The organism is Arthrobacter methylotrophus, from assembly GCF_039539965.1.
GTDB classification, from domain to species: Bacteria; Actinomycetota; Actinomycetes; order Actinomycetales; family Micrococcaceae; genus Arthrobacter; species Arthrobacter methylotrophus.
Window position 1 is genome coordinate 3,787,592 of sequence record NZ_BAABED010000001.1, and the last position, 22,282, is coordinate 3,809,873.

A 22,282-nucleotide genomic window follows, 5' to 3' on the forward strand; every position below is an offset into this window, starting at 1 on the left:
GTCGCCGACTCCAGCCGGAGGAACTAGCAAGTGTCCTTGATGATTCCCGCCGGTAGGGTGGAAGGTGAGTCACAAGTAACCCCAGGGGGCAGCAATGCAAGAACCGGCAAGCGAAATAATCGACACCGCGTCCGAGGGCAAACAGGCTCCACAGGCCCGGAAACACGATTTCATGGTGGTGTCCAACCGCCTTCCGGTGGACCGCTACCCCTCCGAGGACGGGGAAAACAGTGAGGACGGTTGGCGTCGTTCTCCCGGGGGCCTGGTGACGGCCCTCGCACCGATGATGACCAAGACCGACGGCGCGTGGGTGGGCTGGCACGGCGCCCCGGACGAGGCTTTGGAGCCCTTCAGCCATGACGGCATGGACCTGGTTCCCGTGGAACTCAGTACCACCGATGTTGAGCTGTATTACGAAGGCTTTTCCAACGCGACTCTCTGGCCGCTTTACCACGACGTCATTGCCCCACCTGAATTCCACCGCACCTGGTGGGATAGTTATCGCCGGGTCAACCGGCGGTTCGCCGACGCCGTCGTTGAGCATGCGGCCCACGGAGCCACCGTGTGGGTGCAGGACTACCAGCTCCAGCTCGTGCCCAGCATGCTCCGTCAGGCGCGCCCGGATCTGAGGATCGGATTCTTCAACCATATTCCGTTTCCGCCGCCGGAGATCTTTGCCCAGCTGCCGTGGCGCCAGGCCATCATCGAAGGCTTGCTCGGCGCTGACTTGGTGGGCTTCCAGCGCCCCAGTGACGCGGCGAACTTCATGCGCTCGGCACGGCGCTTCCTCGGCGCCAGCGTCAAGCAGCAGCAGATTCACGTCAAGGGGCCGGACGGCCGGATCACCCACTATGCCCGTGCCCAGTCCTTCCCGATCTCCATCGCCGTGGATCAGATCAGCGGACTCGCCGAGCGTCCGGACATCATCGAACGCGCCCGCCAGATCCGCCAAGATCTCGGCAACCCCAAAACCATTCTCCTGGGCGTGGACCGGCTGGACTACACCAAGGGCATCCCCCACCGCTTGAAGGCCTTTGAGGAGCTCCTCAAGGAAGGCCGGCTCACGGTGGAGGATGCCACCCTGATTCAGGTGGCGAGCCCCAGTCGCGAGCGTGTGCGGCAGTACCGGCTGCTCCGTGAGGAAATTGAAGGCACGGTGGGCCACATCAACGGCACCTACGACACGATGCAGAACACCGCGGTGCGTTACCTCCACCACAGCTACCCGGTTGAGGAGATGGTGGCCCTCTACCTTGCGGCCGACGTCATGCTGGTGACGGCATTGCGCGACGGCATGAACCTGGTGGCCAAGGAGTATGTCACCGCCCGGACCGACAACACAGGCGCCCTGGTCCTTAGTGAGTTCACGGGCGCGGCCGATCAACTCAAGCAGGCGCTCCTCATGAATCCGCACGACATCGACGGACTCAAGAGCACCATCATGAGGGCAGTGAACCTGTCTCCGAACGAATCCCGCCGCCGGATGAGGTCCATGCGCAAGCAAATCCTCGATCATGACGTCGATCATTGGTCCGCTGACTTCCTCTCGGCCTTGGCAGAAACTGTGGTGCGCGATGACTCCTGAACCAGCCACTCCCCCGCTGAGCCTCTCGCCGGAGCTGCTCGACGCCGTCCGGCGGATCGCGGGAACTGATCATCTCTTGGTGGCGATGGATTTTGACGGAACCATCTCGCCTCTGGTGGACCACGCCGACGACGCCCGGCCGCTCCAGCGCTCAGCCGCCGCTCTTGCTGAACTCGCCAAACTTCCGAGGACGACGACGGCGCTCATCTCGGGGCGGGCATTGGCCAGTCTGCGCGCGGTCGCCTCGCCGTCTGAGGACACGCTGCTGATCGGCAGCCACGGCGCTGAGGCCTGGATGGGTCCCGGTTCGGCGAAGCTCCGACTCGACGACGCCCAACGGGAGCTCCTCGCCGAAGTCCGCGGGGTCCTGGCCGGAATCTCGGAGGAAGCTCCGGGTACGGTCCTCGAAGACAAGCCGGCCGGCGTCGTACTCCATACGCGACTAGCCGCGGATGATGTAGCGGAGGACGCCGTCGCCGCAGCCCGGACGGTCCTTGAAGGCCGGCCGGGAGTCTTCCTCAAGAACGGTAAGCGCGTTTTTGAGACGTCTGTTGTGCATTCGTCAAAAGGCGAGGCCGTGGACTTCCTGCGCCAGGCGACTGCAGCTACCGGGATTCTGTTTGCGGGCGACGATGTGACGGATGAAGACGCGATTGCCAGGTTGGGTCCCGGGGACGTGGGGGTGAAGGTCGGGCTTGATTTCACCCAGGCCGAATTCCGCGTGGAAGCCCCTCTCTACGTTGCGGAACTGCTGGAAACGGTCCTTCGCGAGCGGCGTCGCGAAGTCGCGGGAGACACATCTCACATGTGACATGCGTAACATTTGCGCGAATACCGGAAACTACTGCCATACTCTTGGTTGTGATGTGGCGCACAGTTACCGTGCGGCGTCACGCGAACTCGCCTGCCTGGGCTCCGGCTCAGGGCAGGGGGTCCAACTGAATAAACATGAACCATTCACTACGGATCGTCCGGCACGTACCTGCCGGTGAAGGGATTGATAACTGTGGCAACAGTTACTTTTGATAACGCTACGCGTCTGTACCCGGGCACAGATAAGCCCGCCGTCGATAAGCTCAACATCGACATCGCCGATGGCGAATTCCTGGTCCTCGTTGGACCCTCCGGTTGCGGTAAGTCCACCTCCCTGCGCATGCTTGCAGGTCTTGAGGATGTGAACTCCGGCCGCATTCTGATCGGTGACCGCGACGTCACGGACGTCCCGCCGAAGGACCGCGACATCGCCATGGTCTTCCAGAACTACGCCCTGTACCCGCATATGACGGTCGCGGACAACATGGGCTTCGCACTCAAGATCGCCGGCGTCTCCAAGGAAGAGCGCGCCGAGCGTGTCCGCGAAGCCGCCAAGCTTCTTGACCTCGAGCAGTACCTGGACCGCAAGCCGAAGGCACTCTCCGGTGGTCAGCGTCAGCGTGTTGCCATGGGCCGGGCAATCGTCCGTAACCCGCAGGTCTTCCTCATGGATGAGCCGCTTTCCAATTTGGACGCCAAGCTCCGCGTCCAGACGCGTACCCAGATCGCATCCCTGACCCGCCGCCTCGGCGTCACCACGGTCTACGTGACGCACGACCAGGTCGAGGCCATGACCATGGGTGACCGCGTTGCCGTCCTCAAGGACGGCCTGCTGCAGCAGGTGGACACCCCCCGCAACCTGTACGACCGCCCGAAGAACGTCTTCGTCGCCGGCTTCATCGGCTCCCCCGCTATGAACCTGCTGGAACTGCCCGTCGTCGACGGCGGCGTCCAGTTCGGCGGCACGGTGTACCCGGTCCAGCACGACGTCCTCGAGGACGCCACGGGCAAGACCGTCACGCTCGGTTCCCGTCCGGAAGACCTCGAGACTGTCGGTGCCGGCGAAGGCCTCGAAGTTGAGGTTGACGTCGTCGAAGAGCTCGGCGCCGACGCCTACGTCTACGGCCACACCACGCTTGATGGCAAGAGCCACGACATCGTGGCCCGCGTCGACGGCCGCCGTCCTCCGATGAAGGGCGAGTCCATCTTCGTTCGTCCGCAGTCGGGCCATGTGCACCTGTTCGACACCAAGACGGGCCTGCGCCTGGGCGACTAGTCCCCACCGGCACCCTAACCTCGCTCCGCTTCGGCCAGGGAACCCTGCCGGCGTGGGCCCTAATATTGAAGCGACGGCGGCCCATCCCAGTGGACGGGCCGCCGTCGTCGTTAACCCCATCTCCATACGGAAGAATTGACCCATGACCGAGCAAAGCGGTGCCAAGTGGCATGACGAACCCACCGACTACACGCAGATCGGTAAACTTCCGCGTACCGAGTCCGCCAGCGCCAATGACACCGCCCCGCCCGCGAGCGTCATCGGTTCACTCAACATCACGGCCGCGGCCGCGGATCCGGAACTCCTGGATCTGCCGTGGCACATCGCACTCGAGGACTGGCCAGCCGCGAACCTGGCTGCCCTGCCCCGCGGCATTTCCAGGCACATCGTGCGTTTCGCGCACCTGGCCGGTTCCGTCATCGCCATCAAGGAAACGTCCGAGCACGTTGCCCGGCACGAATACCACATGCTCCGCAAGCTGGCCCGGATGGATGTACCCTGCGTCGAGCCCGTGGCGGTCATCACCGGCCGCACCACCGTTGACGGCAAGCCACTGAACCCCGTGCTGGTCACCCGGCACCTCAAATTCTCCATGCCGTACCGTGCGCTCTTCTCACAGATGCTGCGCCGGGACACCCTGACAAGGCTCATTGACGCCCAAGCCCTGCTACTGGTTCGCCTGCACCTGATCGGTTTCTACTGGGGCGACGTTTCGTTGTCGAATACCCTTTTCCGCCGCGACGCCGGGGCCTTCGCCGCATACTTGGTGGACGCCGAGACGGGTGAGCTGTACCCCGATCTTTCCGTGGGCCAGCGCGAATACGATCTCGAGATCGCCCGGGTCAACATCGCCGGAGAACTCATGGACTTGCTTGAAGGCGGCCTAATCGAAGAGAAGGTGGACCCGGTAGCTACGTCGGAGCTCATTATGGACTCGTACCATCGGCTGTGGGCCGAACTCACCGAAAAGGAGTCGTTCGAGCTGGGCGAACGGTGGCGTGTGGGCGCGCGCATCCGCCGCCTCAACGAACTCGGCTTCGACGTCGAGGAATATGCCATCAAGACCACCGCTGACGGCTCCACCATCCAGCTTCAGCCCAAGGTGGTCGACGCCGGCCACCACCAGCGTCGGTTGCTTCGCCTCACAGGTCTGGACGCCCAAGAGAACCAAGCCCGCCGGCTGCTCAACGACATGGATTCGTTCCGGGCGGACAACAACCCGGGCCTCGACGAAGAGATCAATGCACACACTTGGGTCAGCCAAATCTTCGAGCCCATTGTCCGGTCCATCCCCCGGGACCTTGCAGGAAAGCTTGAGCCGGCGGAAGTGGTCCACGAAGTCCTTGAGCACCGCTGGTATATGAGCCAGAAGCAGGACCGCCACATTCCCTTGGCGGAAGCGGTGCAGTCCTACCTGGACACCGTGCTGCGCCACCGTCGTGACGAGGCAGCCATCATGCTCAATCCGGACACGGCAATGCTGAAGATCCTGGAAGTGGAAACCGAAGAATCCCGGTACGACCAGGACGAATACCCGGATTCGGACGACTAGCGCCCTTTAGGGCTCCAGCGTCTCCGCGAGTCCCGTAAGCACGGTTTCGCGTCCGAGTTCAATATGCGAGTACGCCAAGGTGTCCACGAGCTCGGCTTTGCCGCCAAGGATGGCTTTGCACAGTTCCGCGTGCTCGTCGGGCTGGAGTTCGTTGCTGCGGTTATGTGCCAGCCCGAAGATCCAGCGCATGCGGCCAAACAGCGGCTTGACTGATTCGATGAGGAGCCGGTTTCCGGAAAGCCGGACGATTTCGGCGTGGAACGCCGCGACGCGGACGGCCGCCATGCGCGCAGCGAACGTTTCAACGAAGCCGGCTTCGGCCACCCTTCCATTCCCATCGCTTTCGTTCGTGGCGCCGGCTTCCGTCAAAGGCTTGCTGCAGCTGTCCCAAGGTGCCCGCGATTGTCGTGGTGCTCGGACGAAGGTTGATCGAGACAAGGATCAGTGCAACGGTGAGTTTACTGTCTCGTTTTTGGAATACCAGAAGCCTAAATGGCTTTACCCGGGTTGAAGATCCCGGCTGGGTCGAAAAGCTCCTTGATGCGATGCTCCAACTCGCGGACGGGCCCGGGCTGCTCCAGGCCCAGCCATCGCAGCTTGTACTGCCCCACCCCGTGCTCGCCTGTGATGGTTCCACCCATCTCCAGCGCAGCGTCGATGGAGTCGTCCAAGGCCATGTTCAGGCGGGCCATCGCGTCCGCGTCCACCTCCATATCCACACGGTCCACCCAGAAGGTTGGGTGCAGATTGCCGTCGCCGGCATGGGCCACCACCTTGAGCTGGACGTTGTGGGTCGCGGCCATGGCTTCGAGCGCAGCCACATAGTCCACGAGTCGGGACCTCGGGACGGCGACGTCCTCACCCACCCGGTATTCGTTGTCTACTTCGTCGCCGCGGCTCGAACGCCGCATCTCGACCAGGCGCTCGGCTTCAGCATTTGCTTCCGCCATCATCGTGGCACCGCCGGCCACCAGGACTTCCCGGACCAACGCAGCCTCCGCCGCGGCCCCGAATCCGTCCGTCTGGATCAACAGCAAGGCCTGCCCACGTTCACCCAGATCGGAACCATACAGCTCGTCGAGTTGCGCGAGCGTCCCGGCGTCGAGCATTTCCATGATGGCAGGTTGGACGCGCGCTTTGCCAACCGCCAGGACGCCTGCGGCAGCCGCCCGGAAATCCGGATAGAAGGCCGCCACGGTCTGTACGTCCCGGGGAAGATAACGCAAGCGCACCGTCACGCCCACGACGATCCCCAACGTGCCCTCGGAGCCCACCAAAAGAGCTGTGAGGTCATAGCCTGCCACGCCTTTGAAGGTCTGGTGTCCGGTGTGGATGAGCGATCCGTCGGCCAGGACGACGTCGAGCGCCAGCACCGAGTCCCTCGTCACACCATATTTGGCGCAACGCAGGCCGCCGGCGTTCGTGGCCACATTGCCACCAATCGTGGACATCTTGTAGCTCGCCGGGTCCGGAGCATACATCAGGCCATGTTCGGCCACCGCAGCGTTCAGATCGGCGTTCACCACGCCAGGTTCGACGACGGCGGTCTCGTCGTCCACGTTGAGCTGCAGAATGCGGTTCATGCGTTCCAAACTGAGCACGATGCACCCCGCGCTGGCGTGGGCGCCACCGGAAACACCGGTTCCAGCGCCGCGGGCAACAATCGGCACCTTGTGCTTCGCGCAGCTAAGAACCACATGCTGGACGTCTTCAACGGATTCGGCAAACACCACAGCCAAGGGCAGCTGCGGGTCCAGGACGGGCCCCTGGTCCGTGGCATAGGCGGTGCGCATGGGTTCGTCAACCGCGACTTGCCCCGGAGTGAGCACAGCGGCCAGCTCGGCCATGAATTCGCTGGTGCTGTTGGTTTCTGGCTGAAGGCGGCGGGCCATGATGACTTCCCGCTTGGTTTTGTCTTGCGGATAGGGCCGGCTGGCCCCAGTGTCTTCAAAACCGTGCCGGGAATAGAAGGTCCTGGCACGGGCATTTTCCTCGTGGACGCCCAGCTCGATCACCGCGGCACCAAGCTCAGCACCTGCTACGGCGCACGCTTCATCAAGCAATCGCGCGGCCAAGCCCAAACCCCGGTACTCGGGTGCAACGTAAACGCTGATGAGCATAGCTTGCAGCGCTTGGGAGGGCTCCTGTGGCTGATTCACGACCACGCGCATCAGTCCAATAATTCGACTACCGTCAGTACCGTCGTCGGCCACCAAGGTGATGCTCGAGTCACCCGACATCGTGGCTGCGCGTTCCTGCCATTGCGTGTCGGTCTGGCGACGGGCGGCCGCCAGGCTCTCCACGTAGGCCATGGGGGTGTCCGAGAGCATTTCCAGCCGCACCTCGCGAAGCAACCGCCAATCATCCGCCTGGAGACGGCGGATTCTATTCACTTCCGCCGCCCATGAACCGCGCATAGCGCTCCAGGACTCCCGGCCAATCGGCCGCGTAGTCCGCCCGGGCTTTCGCTGGCTCTTCGGCGCCTTCCCAACCGTCGTGGACCAGGCGCACCTCTGTGCCGCCATCCACAGCCCGGAACGCCACACGAACCTCGGTGGACCACATCGCAGTACTACCCGGATACCAGCTCGCATGGAACGACAACGGTGGCTGCCAATCGTCGATCGTCGCCCATACCGCCGTACGGCCGTCGTCAGCCGTCTCCAGGATGAGGTTCTCCTCGAACTCAACGTGCGAGCCCGCCCCGTAAACGCTGTGGTCTTCCATAGGCCACCACAGATGCGGGTGATCAGTAAAGCCCATGAAGGCGTGCGCCACCGGTGAAGGCACGACGACGGTGCAAACTACCGCGTCCAGCTCACCGGGCTCCTCTGGCTGAGGTTCGGGATCCGGCGCAAGATGACTGAAAAGGCTCTCCATGTGCACCAACTTTACCGTCCAGCAAAGCAATCGCCGCCGGTCCCGACGCTCGCTCACTTATGCGCGGTTCGGGCCGGACGCCCGCTCACGTATGCGCGGTTCGGGCCGGACGCCCGCTCACTTATGCGCGGTTCGGGCCGGACGCCCGCTCACTTATGCGCGGTTCCGGCCGGACGCCCGCTCACATATGCCGCGTTCTGTCCGGACGCCCGCTCACGTATGCGCGGTTCGGGCCGGACGCCCGCTCACGTATGCGCGGTTCGGGCCGGACGCCCGCTCACTTATGCGCGGTTCCGGCCGGACGCCCGCTCACATGTACGTGAGCGGGGGGTGCTGGCAACTGGTGGATTGGTGATGGAGGGTTTGGGGGAAGCGCCTGATATGTGATGGAGGGTTTGGGGTTCTGTCCGGACGCCCGCTCACGTATGCCGGGTTCTGTCCGGGCGCCCGCTCACTTGTGTATGGGTGGGTGGTTGGTTAAATGGTTCAGGCCCCGACATCGTGGTCGGGGCCTGAACGTTAATGGTTGTCCGGCGGTGTCCTACTCTCCCACACCCTCCCGGGTGCAGTACCATCGGCGCTGTGGGTCTTAGCTTCCGGGTTCGGAATGGGACCGGGCGTTTCCCCCACGCTATGACCGCCGTAACCCTGTTACCCGTCCCCCCGTGTTGGCGGGGGGTGGGAAGACTGTGGTTACAACATGGTGGTGTTGTTATTCAGTTGTTTGGTTCCTGGAGCAACGGGTTTTGTTGTTCGGGAACCACATAGTGGACGCAAGCAGTAATGGTTGTGTGGTGTAAGTTATCGGCCTATTAGTACCGGTCAGCTTCAACAGTCTTTAGTCCTGTCTTCCACATCCGGCCTATCAACCCAGTGGTCTGGCTGGGGGCCTCTCACACACGAGGTGTTTGGAAATCTCATCTTGAAGCGAGCTTCCCGCTTAGATGCTTTCAGCGGTTATCCCATCCGAACGTAGCTAATCAGCGGTGCACTTGGCAGTACAACTGACACACCAGAGGTTCGTCCGTCCCGGTCCTCTCGTACTAAGGACAGCCCTTCTCAAATTTCCTGCGCGCGCAGCGGATAGGGACCGAACTGTCTCACGACGTTCTAAACCCAGCTCGCGTACCGCTTTAATGGGCGAACAGCCCAACCCTTGGGACCTACTCCAGCCCCAGGATGCGACGAGCCGACATCGAGGTGCCAAACCATGCCGTCGATATGGACTCTTGGGCAAGATCAGCCTGTTATCCCCGAGGTACCTTTTATCCGTTGAGCGACGGCCATTCCACAATGTACCGCCGGATCACTAGTCCCGACTTTCGTCCCTGCTTGAGATGTCTCTCTCACAGTCAAGCTCCCTTGTGCACTTACACTCGACACCTGATTGCCAACCAGGCTGAGGGAACCTTTGGGCGCCTCCGTTACTTTTTAGGAGGCAACCGCCCCAGTTAAACTACCCATCAGGCACTGTCCCTGACCCGGATCACGGGCCGAAGTTAGATGTCCAAAGTGACCAGAGTGGTATTTCAACGATGACTCCACCCGAACTGGCGTCCGGGCTTCAACGTCTCCCACCTATCCTACACAAGCCACTCCGAACACCAATACCAAACTATAGTAAAGGTCTCGGGGTCTTTCCGTCCTGCTGCGCGTAACGAGCATCTTTACTCGTACTGCAATTTCGCCGAGTTTATGGTTGAGACAGCGGGGAAGTCGTTACTCCATTCGTGCAGGTCGGAACTTACCCGACAAGGAATTTCGCTACCTTAGGATGGTTATAGTTACCACCGCCGTTTACTGGGGCTTAAATTCTCAGCTTCGCCTTGCGGCTAACCGGTCCTCTTAACCTTCCAGCACCGGGCAGGAGTCAGTCCGTATACATCGTCTTGCGACTTCGCACGGACCTGTGTTTTTAGTAAACAGTCGCTTCCCCCTGGTCTCTGCGGCCCCGATCCCCTCCCACCAGCAAGTGGTGTTCAAGGTAGGGGCCCCCCTTCTCCCGAAGTTACGGGGGCATTTTGCCGAGTTCCTTAACCATAATTCTCTCGATCGCCTTGGTATTCTCTACCTGATCACCTGTGTCGGTTTGGGGTACGGGCGACTAGAACCTCGCGTCGATGCTTTTCTAGGCAGCATAGGATCACCGGATCCCCCCGAACGGGGGTCCCATCAGATCTCAGGAACGTCATCAAAGACACAGCGACGGATTTGCCTATCGCTGACCCTACATCCTTAGACCGGGGCAACCATCGCCCGGCCCGGCTACCTTCCTGCGTCACACCTGTTAATACGCTTACCTCCCGGGATCAGATCCCGCGCTCGGCCAAAACCCGCACACCACAAGGGTGATAGGGCAGGCTCCGGGCGGTTAGTATCCCCCGCTTGGCATGGGCGGTCCTTCGCCGGTACGGGAATATCAACCCGTTGTCCATCGACTACGCCTGTCGGCCTCGCCTTAGGTCCCGACTTACCCAGGGCAGATTAGCTTGACCCTGGAACCCTTGATCATTCGGCGGACGGGTTTCTCACCCGTCTTTCGCTACTCATGCCTGCATTCTCACTCGTGTAGGCTCCACCGCTGGTTTACACCGCGACTTCACCGCCCACACGACGCTCCCCTACCACTCCAGACGACTGAACCACGAAGGCTTGTCTACTATCTGAAATCCACAACTTCGGCGGTGTACTTGAGCCCCGCTACATTGTCGGCGCGGAATCACTTGACCAGTGAGCTATTACGCACTCTTTCAAGGATGGCTGCTTCTAAGCCAACCTCCTGGTTGTCTTCGCAACTCCACATCCTTTCCCACTTAGCACACGCTTAGGGGCCTTAGTTGGTGGTCTGGGCTGTTTCCCTCTCGACTATGAAGCTTATCCCCCACAGTCTCACTGCTGCGCTCTCACTTACCGGCATTCGGAGTTTGGCTGACGTCAGTAACCTTGTAGGGCCCATCGGCCATCCAGTAGCTCTACCTCCGGCAAGAAACACGCAACGCTGCACCTAAATGCATTTCGGGGAGAACCAGCTATCACGGAGTTTGATTGGCCTTTCACCCCTACCCACAGCTCATCCCCTCCATTTTCAACTGAAGTGGGTTCGGTCCTCCACGACGTCTTACCGTCGCTTCAACCTGGCCATGGGTAGATCACTCCGCTTCGGGTCTAGATCACGCCACTAACTCGCCCTATTCAGACTCGCTTTCGCTACGGCTACCCCACACGGGTTAACCTCGCGACGTAACACTAACTCGCAGGCTCATTCTTCAAAAGGCACGCCGTCACAACTACAAGGCTGCTCCGACGGATTGTAAGCACACGGTTTCAGGTACTGTTTCACTCCCCTCCCGGGGTACTTTTCACCTTTCCCTCACGGTACTGGTCCGCTATCGGTCATTAGGAAGTATTTAGGCTTATCAGGTGGTCCTGACAGATTCACACGGGATTTCTCGGGCCCCGTGCTACTTGGGATCCTCTCCAGGCGGTACACAACATTACGGTTACGGGGCTAACACCCTCTCCGGCCGGCCTTTCAAGACCGTTCACCTATGCCTGCACCCACACCCCACCGGTCCGGCAGAACCAGTACGGAAAGTCCCACAACCCCGCCCATGCAACGCCCGCCGGCTATCACACATGGAACGGTTTGGCCTCATCCGCGTTCGCTCGCCACTACTAACGGAATCACTCTTGTTTTCTCTTCCTGCGGGTACTGAGATGTTTCACTTCCCCGCGTTCCCTCCACACACCCTATGTGTTCAGATGCGGGTCACCAGATCACGCCTAAACGCCCCTGGCGGGGTTTCCCCATTCGGACATCCTGGGATCACAGTCCGGTTATCGACTCCCCCAGGCTTATCGCAGATTCCTACGTCCTTCTTCGGCTCCTAATGCCAAGGCATCCACCGTGTGCCCTTAAAAACTTGACCACACAAAGATCAAAAACTCTCGAAAGAACCAAACCACCAAAATGGCCGGGTTCATAAAAAAGAAATTGCTGTAAGACACGGACCAAACCCGAAAGCCCGCCCGTGCCTAGATGCTCGCGTCCACTATGTAGTTCTCAAACAACAACCCCGTACCACACACCCCGCACCAGCCCCCACCCCCACAAAAAACACCAGGAACAGGAAACCACACGCACGAACCATGCAGCCAGGAAACCAGAAACAAACAAACCCGGAACAAACCACGCAACCCTCACAGGCCACGCAACCCCTCCCGACCCTGTTGCCTCAGGACCCAACAGTGTGCCAAACACGAACACCAACACCCTCCCCGCACCCTTCCAGACCACCCCCCGCAAAACGAGAGACAACCGTACTAAGCACAGAAAAAACACCGGCCGCTATCTGCTGAAATTCCACCCATGAGCACCCACCGCAGAACGAACGCCTGCGCAATGGGCTTTGCTTCCACACACCCCCGAACCATCCATGCAGACAGCACAGGGGCAATAATGGTGCTCCTTAGAAAGGAGGTGATCCAGCCGCACCTTCCGGTACGGCTACCTTGTTACGACTTAGTCCCAATCGCCGGTCCCACCTTCGACAGCTCCCTCCCACAAGGGGTTAGGCCACCGGCTTCGGGTGTTACCAACTTTCGTGACTTGACGGGCGGTGTGTACAAGGCCCGGGAACGTATTCACCGCAGCGTTGCTGATCTGCGATTACTAGCGACTCCGACTTCATGGGGTCGAGTTGCAGACCCCAATCCGAACTGAGACCGGCTTTTTGGGATTAGCTCCACCTCACAGTATCGCAACCCTTTGTACCGGCCATTGTAGCATGCGTGAAGCCCAAGACATAAGGGGCATGATGATTTGACGTCGTCCCCACCTTCCTCCGAGTTGACCCCGGCAGTCTCCTATGAGTCCCCGCCATCACGCGCTGGCAACATAGAACGAGGGTTGCGCTCGTTGCGGGACTTAACCCAACATCTCACGACACGAGCTGACGACAACCATGCACCACCTGTGAACCAGCCTCAAGAGGGGAACGCATCTCTGCGCTTTACTAGTCCATGTCAAGCCTTGGTAAGGTTCTTCGCGTTGCATCGAATTAATCCGCATGCTCCGCCGCTTGTGCGGGCCCCCGTCAATTCCTTTGAGTTTTAGCCTTGCGGCCGTACTCCCCAGGCGGGGCACTTAATGCGTTAGCTACGGCGCGGAAAACGTGGAATGTCCCCCACACCTAGTGCCCAACGTTTACGGCATGGACTACCAGGGTATCTAATCCTGTTCGCTCCCCATGCTTTCGCTCCTCAGCGTCAGTTAATGCCCAGAGACCTGCCTTCGCCATCGGTGTTCCTCCTGATATCTGCGCATTTCACCGCTACACCAGGAATTCCAGTCTCCCCTACATCACTCTAGTCTGCCCGTACCCACTGCAGAACCGGAGTTGAGCCCCGGTCTTTCACAGCAGACGCGACAAACCGCCTACGAGCTCTTTACGCCCAATAATTCCGGATAACGCTTGCGCCCTACGTATTACCGCGGCTGCTGGCACGTAGTTAGCCGGCGCTTCTTCTGCAGGTACCGTCACTTTCGCTTCTTCCCTACTGAAAGAGGTTTACAACCCGAAGGCCGTCATCCCTCACGCGGCGTCGCTGCATCAGGCTTTCGCCCATTGTGCAATATTCCCCACTGCTGCCTCCCGTAGGAGTCTGGGCCGTGTCTCAGTCCCAGTGTGGCCGGTCACCCTCTCAGGCCGGCTACCCGTCGTCGCCTTGGTAGGCCATTACCCCACCAACAAGCTGATAGGCCGCGAGTCCATCCAAAACCGCAAAAGCTTTCCACCAACACACCATGCGGCGATCGGTCATATCCGGTATTAGACCCAGTTTCCCAGGCTTATCCCAGAGTCAAGGGCAGGTTACTCACGTGTTACTCACCCGTTCGCCACTAATCCCCCCAGCAAGCTGAGGATCATCGTTCGACTTGCATGTGTTAAGCACGCCGCCAGCGTTCATCCTGAGCCAGGATCAAACTCTCCGTTGAAGTAAAACAAAAACAGACACAACCACCACCACCGGAAATAACGGCGACAGGGCTGCACAAAATTTGAAACCAGCCGTAAAAACCAGCCCCACACCACAAAAAGTGACACAAGACCAGCCAAAACAACCAATTCAATAAAAAATCGGTATCAACAAACTTGGCACACTATTGAGTTCTCAAACAACAGACACACCCGACACCACCCAAACCACACGGTCCAAGATCGCTCCGGAGCAACTTCACAAAGTTACCGGCTGCATACCTCCTAGTCAAATCGGCGTTCTTGACTTGACATTCACGAGGAACTTAGTCAACTTCACCGATCTCCACTGGGGAGCAGCGCGGGTACTAACTATACCACCACTTCCCCGGGGAGGCAAAAGCTCCTCGCCCTAGCTCCTGCGTCCGGGCGAGGTTCTAAACGCAAGAGGCTAGGGCCCGGAAACGCGCGGCTTCCAGGCCCAAGTTCAGCCAGGCAACGGTAACTAGGCCAAGGGCGTGAACCAGGACGCTCCGAGCGGCGGCAAGGTGACAGTCAGTGCCGCAGGCAGTCCTTCCGCGCCAGGCGCGGTAGCAACCAGCTCACCGCTGTTGATCGCATCTGAGCCTCCGTACACCTCGGCGTCAGTGTTAAGCACTTCCTGCCATGCCCCGGCAGATGGGACACCAAGCACATAGTCCTTGTGCGGGCCGCCCGAGAAATTCACGGCGCATACCAAGGGATTGCCGTCGTGGTCCCACCGGATGAATGTCAGCACATTGCGATCTGCGTCTGCACCGTTGATCCATTGGAAGCCGCCGGGTTCGTTGTCTCGAACGTGCAAGGCCGGCGTCGAGCTGTACAAAGTGTTCAACTCGCGGGTGAGCAGCTGCAGCCCCCGGTGCGAGGGGATGTCGGCAAGGAACCAGTCGAGGCCGTGCTGCTCGGACCATTCGGCTTCCTGGCCGAATTCGGTGCCCATGAAGATGAGCTGCTTGCCCGGGTGGGCCCACTGGTACGCCAGGAAGGCCCTCAGGTTCGCGAGCTGTTGCCATCGATCACCGGGCATCTTACGCAGCATGGATCCCTTGCCATGCACTACCTCATCATGGCTGACGGGCAGCAGGAAGTTCTCCGTGAAGGCGTAGACCATAGAGAACGTCAACGTACCGTGGTGCCAGCGACGGTTGATCGGGTTTTCGGAGATGTATTTGAGGGAATCGTGCATCCAGCCCATGTTCCATTTGAGGCCGAATCCCAGGCCACCATGATTGGTCGGCGCGGTAACACCGGGAAACGCCGTGGATTCCTCGGCAATGGTCACTGCGCCGGGGTGGGTCTTGTAGATCGTGGCGTTGACCTCTTGGAGGAAGGAAATGGCTTCCAGGTTCTCCCGTCCGCCGTGGATGTTGGGGAACCATTCTCCTTCCTCGCGTGAGTAGTCCCGGTAGAGCATGGACGCCACAGCGTCCACCCGAAGCCCATCAATGTGGAATTCCTCAAGCCAGTACAGGGCGTTCGCGACCAGGAAGTTGCGCACCTCGGTGCGTCCGAAGTCGAAGATGAGCGTGCCCCAGTCCGGGTGCTCGCCAAGCCGGGGATCGGAGTGCTCGTACAGCGGTTCGCCGTCGAAGCGGGCAAGTGCCCACGCGTCCTTCGGGAAGTGTGCGGGGACCCAGTCCAGAATGACGCCGATGCCCGCCTGGTGCAGCGAATCGACCAGGAATCGGAACTCATCCGGATGCCCGAAGCGGGAGGTCGGAGCAAAATAGGACGTGACCTGGTAACCCCATGAACCACCAAAGGGATGCTCGGCTACCGGCATGAACTCGACATGGGTGAAGCCAAGCCACTTCACGTATTCCACGAGGTCCTTGGCCAACTCTTTGTACCCGAGACCAAGGCGCCAGGAACCAAGGTGGACTTCATACACGCTCATGGGCGAGTTGTGCGGATCCTTGTTGGCACGCGCCGTCATCCAGGCGTCGTCCTTGAATCGGTAGCTGGACTCCACCACGCGTGAAGCGGTCAAGGGTGGTACTTCGGTGCCGAAGGCAAGCGGGTCCGCTTTCTCTACCCAATGTCCGGCCTTGGTGAGCAACTCGAATTTGTAACGCGCCCCTGCTACAACGCCCGGAATGAAGACTTCCCAGACTCCTGAGGAGCCGAGGGAGCGCAAAGCGTGTTCACGCCCGTCCCAGGAGTTGAAGTCGCCCTTGACGCGGACTGCCTGCGCGTTAGGCGCCCAGACGGCGAAAGAGACACCGTCCACATCGCCGAGCGGGGAGCGGTAGTGCTGGACGTGGGAGCCCAGCGTGTCCCAGAGCCGTTCGTGCCGGCCTTCGCCGATGAGGTGCAGGTCCACTTCACCGACGGTCGGGAGGTAGTGGTAGGGATCATTGATGGTCACGGGATCGGAATCGCCGTACACCACCTCCAGGCGGTAATCCGGCACGTGGCCGGGCTGCACCGGCTCGAGGACCGCCACCCAAACGCCGTCGCTCTCGTGGGTCATCGGCGTGGAACCGGCTTCGGTGACCACCGTGGCCGAAGCCGCGAGATGCTTGACCGTTCGGATGGTGACGTGGCCGTGGTCGTCGAGGTGTGCGCCCAACACCGAGTGCGGGGCGTGGTGCGCACCAGCGGCCACCCGGCCCAAGGTGGCGGCGTCCACATACAGCGGGACCCGGGGCCGTTCGGTACGTGCTGAGCCTGTCATTTCCTTACCTTCCGATGTCGCCGCGGCATCCGTGCCGGGGCTCGTATTGCCGAGGAGCTGCCGCGAGGCGTTGACCGGAATAGGCAACCAATCCGGCCTGTTCCGCAACTCGTAGATCACCTCGTACAAGGCCTTGTCCAGCCACAATGCCACAAACAGCGGTGAACGGCGGTCAATCGTTCCAGGTGTGATGTCGCCGTAGCCGGCCAGGAACGCTTCGGCGCAGTCATCAACCCATGTGTCGGGCACCACCGCGCCAGGATTCTCGCGGGCCGCCGCGCCGGCCGCATAGTCGAACGACCTCAGCATTCCGACGACGTCGCGCAAGGGAACGTCGGGGATGTTACGGTGTTCGATCGGCCTCAGTGGCTCGCCCTCAAAGTCCAGGATCGCCCACCGGCCCGGTTCTCCGGCGGCGCCGGGCACCAAGAGGATCTGGCCCAGGTGAAGGTCGCCGTGGACGCGCTGCAGTGTCCCGGACTCTTTGCCGTCGAGTTGAGTCATGAGGGCCTCGAGCTGCTGCTCATGGGGCCCGACGGCGGTGCCCGCTTCAGCCCACGACTGGCGGACGCGCCGGACTACTTCGGGCGCGATGTCCTGGCCTGGAACCCGTTCCCCGGCAGTCCCAAGGCTCTCCGCAAGACGCAGGTGCACGGTGGCTGTCGCCCGGCCCATCTCCCGGGCCTCGGCCCTAAAGTCCGTGCCGGTTGCGGCGGCGTTGACCGCGAGGCGCCAAGCGTCCTGCCCGCCCGCGAGGAACTCGTGGGCCACCGCGAGGTCCGCGGAGGCCGTACCGTGCCGGCCCAGAGGTGTCCGCACTTCCCATGTTCCGGTAATCCAGCCGAGCGTGGATGGCACTTCCTGGGTTCCTGCCGCGGTCAAGGCGGCGCCGACCTCGACCTCCGGGTTCTTGCCTATCGACAGGACACGAAAGATCTTCACGATCGCCGCGGACACGCCGTCGTCGACGATCACCGAAGTGTTGGACTGCTCACCGGAAGAGACACGCACGGATCCATCGGCAGTGGGCAGGCGCAGGCTGCCAGGCACCGAATGGCCGCTCGCTGCGCACTCCCCCTCTCCGGGTTTCACCGAGGCCTCCTCCCTGATGAGATCCAGCCAAGCAGTCACGAAGGCGGGATCGTGGGGCGCGTCGTAGACCCAGACTGGCTCGTCGCCGTCGACCGTTCCGCTGATCTGGCCCACTAGGGCAGCGGACAAAGCCGGCAGCGGAGCGGAACGGTAACTGAGCGGAACCTGGATGATGTCAGTCTGCATCCCGCCGTCGGCCGTTGCGTAACGGATGGACAGTAGCCGGACCTCCAAGCCTGCACCCGCGGCGGGGTCAGCAAGCCTGAAGGCGCCGACGAAGTCGAGGTCGAATGACCCCGCCTTGACCGGAAACCAGCGCTGCCGGGGCAGCCATTCGTTGAGTAGGGGTGCCAGGACCGTGGCGGGCGCCAAGAGACTCATATCAGCCTTCGATGGAGAGCACTGGGATGGCTTGGGTGTACGGCGAGGATCCGGTGGATCCCGCCGAGCGTACCCGGAGCCAGAAGAAGTCGTGGCTGCCGAGCGTGAGGGTCAGGGAGCCGTCGGCCCCAATCCCCGGGAATGGCTGGCCGCCGAACACATCCCTCAAGCCCCTACCGGCGTATTCAGGGATATCCAAAGTGGTGGCCACCGGATGCTGGGACAGGTTGAAAACGCACAGGATGGACTCGGCATCCTCGCCTTCCGGATTGCCTTCGCGGAGATCGCGCATGTAGGCGAGCACCACCTCGTGGTCTGCCGGGACGTGCCGGAATTCGCCTAGTCCAAAGGCCGCGTGGTTCTTCCGGACGCTCAGGATCTGCCGGGTCCAACGCAGGAGCGACCCGGAATGGGCTGCTTCGGCTTCGACGTTCGCCATGCTGTAGTTGTAGACCAACGACTGGATGACGGGCAGGTAGAGCTTTCCGGGATCGGCGTTGGAGAAACCTGCATTGCGGTCCGGGTTCCATTGCATCGGCGTGCGGACGGCGTCGCGATCGTCGAGCCAGATGTTGTCACCCATCCCGATTTCATCCCCGTAGTAGAGGAAAGGACTGCCGGGGAGGGACAGCAACAACGCATTGATGAGCTCGATCTCGGAGCGGGAGTTGTCCAGCAGCGAGGCAAGCCTGCGCCGGATTCCGATGTTGGCGCGCATCCGGGGGTCCGGCGCATACCAGCCGAGCATGGCGGCGCGTTCGTCGGCCGTGACCATTTCCAAGGTCAGCTCGTCGTGGTTGCGCAGGAAGGTGCCCCATTGCGCCCCGGCGGGAATGCCCGGGGTGTCGCGCAGGGTTTCGATGATCGGGGCGGCTTTCTGGTCGCGGAGCGCGTAGTACAAGCGCGGCATGATCGGGAAGTGGAAGGCCATGTGGCACTCCGGTTCTTCCACGGTGCCGAAGTACTCCACGACGTCGTGCGGTGGTTGGTTGGCTTCGGCGATGATCACGCGACCGGGGTAGTTCTCGTCCACCATTTTGCGAAGTTCCCGCAGGAACCCGTGGGTGGCCGGCAGGTTTTCGCAATTCGTGCCCTCCGCTTCGAAGAGGTACGGGATGGCATCCGCCCGAAATCCGTCAATGCCTTGGTCCAGCCAGAACCGGACGACGTCGTGGACGGCCTCGATCACCTTGGGGTTTTCGAAGTTCAGGTCAGGTTGGTGGCTGAAGAAGCGGTGCCAGAAGAACTGCCTGCGGATCGGATCGAAGGTCCAGTTCGACTCTTCCGTATCCACGAAGATGATGCGGGCGTCCTGGTACTTTTCGTCGGTGTCACTCCACACGTAGAAGTCGCCATAAGGACCATCTGGATTCTTGCGCGACTCCTGGAACCACGGGTGTTGGTCCGAGGTGTGGTTCAGGGGGAGGTCGATGATGACCCGGACGCCCCTCGCATGGGCCTCGGCCACAAGCCGTTTGAAATCGCTGATGGTGCCGAACTCGTCCAGGACGGAGGTGTAATCGGAAATGTCGTAGCCGCCGTCGCGCAGGGGCGAATCGAAGAATGGCGGCAGCCACAAGCAGTCCACCCCGAGCCATTGCAGATAGTCCAGTTTGTCGATCAGGCCGTGAAAATCGCCGGAACCGTCACCATTGGCATCCGCGAAGGCCCTCACCAGCACCTCGTAGAAAACCGCCTTCCGATACCAGTGAGGGTCATGCTGAAGGCCCGGGGCGTTCAGCTCGAAAGTGTTCTTCGGCGTGAAGTACTGGCTCTGGCCCTGCGGATTAAAGCTCACTAAGGCTACCTCCGGATGTTGAGAATGTGTGCCGGTTCTACATGGGCGTCCAGTCGGACGTAGTTGTACTCGCCCCATTCCCAGCTTTCGCCGCTGACCAAATCATCCACCCAGAATCGTCCGTTGGCGGTGAAGTCGGATGGATCCAGCGAAAGAGCGGAGAGATCCAGGGTCACAGTGCTTTCCCTGGTGCCGTGGGGATCGACGTTGACCACGATGATCAAGGTGTCCTTGCTGCCGTCGGGCAGGGTCTTGTGCTTGGAGAACACGATGGTGGCGTCATCCGTGCTGTGGTGCAGCGTCAGGTTCTGCAGATCGCGCAAGGCGGGGTGGGCCTTCCGAATGGCGTTCAGCCGTGTGATGTAGGGGGCGAGACTGTGCCCCGAGGCAGCTGCGGCATCCCAGTTGCGGTCCTTGAACTCGTATTTCTCGTTGTCGATATACTCCTCGGCACCCGGACGTGCCACGTGCTCGTATAGTTCGAATCCGGCATAGACACCCCACAGCGGGCTGGCGGTGGCAGCCAGGGCGGCACGGATGCGGAATGCGGCCGGACCGCCGTACTGGAGGTATTCCGTGAGGATGTCCGGGGTGTTGACGAAGAAGTTGGGCCTGAAATATGCCGGGGACACGTGGCTGACCTCGTGGAAGTAGGACTCCAGTTCGCTCTTCGTGTTCCGCCAAGTGAAGTAGGTGTACGACTGTTGGAAGCCTGCCCGGCCGAGGGCGTGCATCATCGCGGGGCGGGTGAACGCCTCGGCGAGGAAAACGACGTCGGGGTACTTCTTGTTGACCTTGCCTATCAGCCACTCCCAGAACCACACCGGTTTGGTGTGCGGGTTGTCCACACGGAAGATCTTCACGCCGTGGCTGACCCACAGGAAGACAATCCGCAGGACTTCCTTGGACAGCCCGGCGGGATCGTTGTCGAAATTCAGCGGGTAGATGTCCTGGTACTTCTTGGGCGGGTTTTCCGCGTAGGCGATGCTGCCGTCCACACGGGTGGTAAACCATTCCGGGTTTGTCTTCACCCAGGGATGGTCAGGGGCGGCCTGCAACGCCAAGTCGAGCGCTACTTCCAGCCCCAGCTCGTTGGCGCGGGTTACGAAGGCGTCAAAATCTTCGAACGATCCGAGTTCCGGGTGGATGGCGTCGTGCCCGCCGTCCTTGGAGCCGATAGCCCACGGCGAGCCGGGATCTTGCGGGCCCGGGGTCAGGGAGTTGTTGCGGCCCTTGCGGTGTTGGAAACCAATCGGGTGGATCGGCGGCAGGTAGATGACATCAAAGCCCATGTCCGCAACAGCGTCGAGCCGCTTCGCCGCCGTCGTAAAGTTTCCTGAGGTCCATGTTCCGTCGGCGGGATCGAAAACGGCCCCCTCGGAACGCGGGAAGAATTCGTACCAGGCTCCGCGGCCGGCAAGGTCACGCTCCACCAGCAGCGGGTACTGTTCCGAGACGGTCACCAGTTCACGGATCGGCTGGAGCTCGACGACGGCGGCAACCTCTGCGCTGAAACCGGCGGCGAGGCGCTCCTCGGCAGTCTTAGACGTATCAGCCAACGCTTCAGAAGCGGCGCGAAGGGTGCGCTTGTCTGCCGCGCTGCGAGCGCTCTCACCGGCGGCTTCCGCGAGGAGGGCGACGCCTTCGGCGAGCATCAGCTCGACGTCGATACCGGCCTCTACCTTGACTTCGGCGTTGTGGTGCCACGTTCCGTAGCGATCGTGCCAGGCTTCGATCGCGAACGTCCAGGCTCCTGGCGCCGTCGGGGTCAGCAGGCCTTCCCAACGGTCGGTTCCCTTTCCGCGCTCGCCCGGTGCGGGTGCGAGCCGGACACGTTGACGCTCTTTGCCTTTGGGGTCCAAAAGGATGGCACTCACGCCAAGCTGGTCATGGCCCTCACGGAAGACCATGGCGCCTACCACCAGGTCTTCGCCGGGCAACGCCTTGGCCGGGAACCGGCCTTCTTCGATCACGGGTTGCACGGCCGTAATGGGGAATCTGCCGAATCTGAGACCTTCGGTGATGCCTGTCTTCTGCTTGGACTTGGATGCTGAGCTGGATCGCGGTGTTGCAGTAGTCGTCACAACCTCGACGTTAGCGAGAAAAATCACATTTTGCTAAGGGGTGCCCCCAGACTCCTCGGCGCAATGTGTCATTTACCTAAAAGAAACCGAAAGCTGTTCCTGCTGTACATCGAGTGGATTAGTG

11 protein-coding genes, 3 rRNA genes and 1 pseudogene are annotated in these 22,282 nt (G+C 61.2%); 5 read left to right on the forward strand and 10 right to left on the reverse strand.

What is annotated here, in order from left to right; translation table 11 throughout:
• The first annotated feature begins 94 nt into the window (after positions 1-94).
• From ABD884_RS19575 to ABD884_RS19590, 4 genes are all read left to right on the forward strand, one after another.
• Positions 95-1,585: an alpha,alpha-trehalose-phosphate synthase (UDP-forming) gene (locus tag ABD884_RS19575; protein ID WP_345050140.1), complete on the forward strand. Its 1,491-nt coding sequence runs from the start codon at positions 95-97 to the stop codon at positions 1,583-1,585.
• Positions 1,575-2,396: a trehalose-phosphatase gene (gene otsB / locus ABD884_RS19580; RefSeq protein ID WP_345050147.1), complete on the forward strand. Its 822-nt coding sequence runs from the start codon at positions 1,575-1,577 to the stop codon at positions 2,394-2,396. Before ABD884_RS19575 ends, otsB begins: the two co-directional genes overlap by 11 nt.
• Positions 2,397-2,591: 195 nt before the next feature.
• Positions 2,592-3,674, forward strand: a complete 1,083-nt coding sequence (locus ABD884_RS19585) for an ABC transporter ATP-binding protein (RefSeq protein ID WP_028265995.1) — start codon at positions 2,592-2,594, stop codon at positions 3,672-3,674.
• 142 nt (positions 3,675-3,816) lie between these two features.
• On the forward strand, positions 3,817-5,226 hold the full coding sequence (locus ABD884_RS19590) for a DUF4032 domain-containing protein (RefSeq protein ID WP_345050157.1): 1,410 nt from the start codon (positions 3,817-3,819) through the stop codon (positions 5,224-5,226).
• A gap of 6 nt (positions 5,227-5,232) precedes the next feature.
• Here ABD884_RS19590 and ABD884_RS19595 read toward each other — a convergent pair whose 3' ends face one another.
• The 4 genes and pseudogenes from ABD884_RS19595 to ABD884_RS19610 all read right to left on the reverse strand — a co-directional run bounded on the left by ABD884_RS19595 (position 5,233) and on the right by ABD884_RS19610 (position 8,106).
• Entirely contained in the window at positions 5,233-5,664 is a 432-nt protein-coding gene (locus tag ABD884_RS19595; protein WP_345050160.1) for an FCD domain-containing protein, read from the reverse strand.
• Between the two features lie 50 nt (positions 5,665-5,714).
• Positions 5,715-7,073 (reverse strand): FAD-binding oxidoreductase, encoded by a 1,359-nt coding sequence (locus tag ABD884_RS19600; protein ID WP_345055084.1) that lies wholly within the window; start codon positions 7,071-7,073, stop codon positions 5,715-5,717.
• A 96-nt stretch (positions 7,074-7,169) separates the two neighbouring features.
• Positions 7,170-7,643 (reverse strand): annotated as a pseudogene (locus ABD884_RS19605) (GNAT family N-acetyltransferase); the annotation flags it as partial.
• Positions 7,612-8,106 (reverse strand): SRPBCC family protein, encoded by a 495-nt coding sequence (locus tag ABD884_RS19610; RefSeq protein ID WP_345050165.1) that lies wholly within the window; start codon positions 8,104-8,106, stop codon positions 7,612-7,614. The pseudogene ABD884_RS19605 and the gene ABD884_RS19610, both read right to left, overlap by 32 nt.
• Here ABD884_RS19610 and ABD884_RS19615 point away from each other — a divergent pair.
• Positions 8,105-8,461, forward strand: coding sequence for a hypothetical protein (locus ABD884_RS19615; protein WP_345050169.1), 357 nt, complete (start codon positions 8,105-8,107; stop codon positions 8,459-8,461). The genes ABD884_RS19610 and ABD884_RS19615 overlap by 2 nt on opposite strands.
• Before the next feature lie 173 nt (positions 8,462-8,634).
• Here ABD884_RS19615 and rrf read toward each other — a convergent pair.
• The 6 genes from rrf to ABD884_RS19645 form a co-directional block, all read right to left on the reverse strand.
• Positions 8,635-8,751, reverse strand: a 5S ribosomal RNA gene (rrf, locus tag ABD884_RS19620).
• Between the two features lie 146 nt (positions 8,752-8,897).
• A 23S ribosomal RNA gene (locus ABD884_RS19625) occupies positions 8,898-12,035 on the reverse strand.
• 544 nt (positions 12,036-12,579) lie between these two features.
• A 16S ribosomal RNA gene (locus tag ABD884_RS19630) occupies positions 12,580-14,104 on the reverse strand.
• The 16S, 23S and 5S rRNA genes sit together here, the layout of an rRNA operon.
• A 485-nt stretch (positions 14,105-14,589) precedes the next feature.
• Complete coding sequence (locus tag ABD884_RS19635) at positions 14,590-18,276, reverse strand: 1,4-alpha-glucan branching enzyme (RefSeq protein WP_345050174.1); 3,687 nt, start codon at positions 18,274-18,276, stop codon at positions 14,590-14,592.
• A gap of 1 nt (position 18,277) precedes the next feature.
• Complete coding sequence (treS, locus tag ABD884_RS19640) at positions 18,278-20,074, reverse strand: maltose alpha-D-glucosyltransferase (protein ID WP_345050179.1); 1,797 nt, start codon at positions 20,072-20,074, stop codon at positions 18,278-18,280.
• A 5-nt stretch (positions 20,075-20,079) separates the two neighbouring features.
• A complete protein-coding gene (locus ABD884_RS19645; RefSeq protein ID WP_345050183.1) occupies positions 20,080-22,158 on the reverse strand; it encodes an alpha-1,4-glucan--maltose-1-phosphate maltosyltransferase in 2,079 nt (692 codons plus the stop codon).
• Positions 22,159-22,282: the final 124 nt, after the last annotated feature.

Coding starts and splice junctions, on each gene's coding strand:
- ABD884_RS19615 (WP_345050169.1), top strand. CDS start 8,105: ATGTGCACCAACTTTACCGTCCAGCAAAGCAATCGCCGCCGGTCCCGA.
- ABD884_RS19590 (WP_345050157.1), top strand. CDS start 3,817: ATGACCGAGCAAAGCGGTGCCAAGTGGCATGACGAACCCACCGACTAC.
- ABD884_RS19635 (WP_345050174.1), bottom strand. CDS start 18,276: ATGAGTCTCTTGGCGCCCGCCACGGTCCTGGCACCCCTACTCAACGAA.
- ABD884_RS19610 (WP_345050165.1), bottom strand. CDS start 8,106: ATGGAGAGCCTTTTCAGTCATCTTGCGCCGGATCCCGAACCTCAGCCA.
- otsB (WP_345050147.1), top strand. CDS start 1,575: ATGACTCCTGAACCAGCCACTCCCCCGCTGAGCCTCTCGCCGGAGCTG.
- ABD884_RS19600 (WP_345055084.1), bottom strand. CDS start 7,073: ATGGCCGAGCTGGCCGCTGTGCTCACTCCGGGGCAAGTCGCGGTTGAC.
- ABD884_RS19575 (WP_345050140.1), top strand. CDS start 95: ATGCAAGAACCGGCAAGCGAAATAATCGACACCGCGTCCGAGGGCAAA.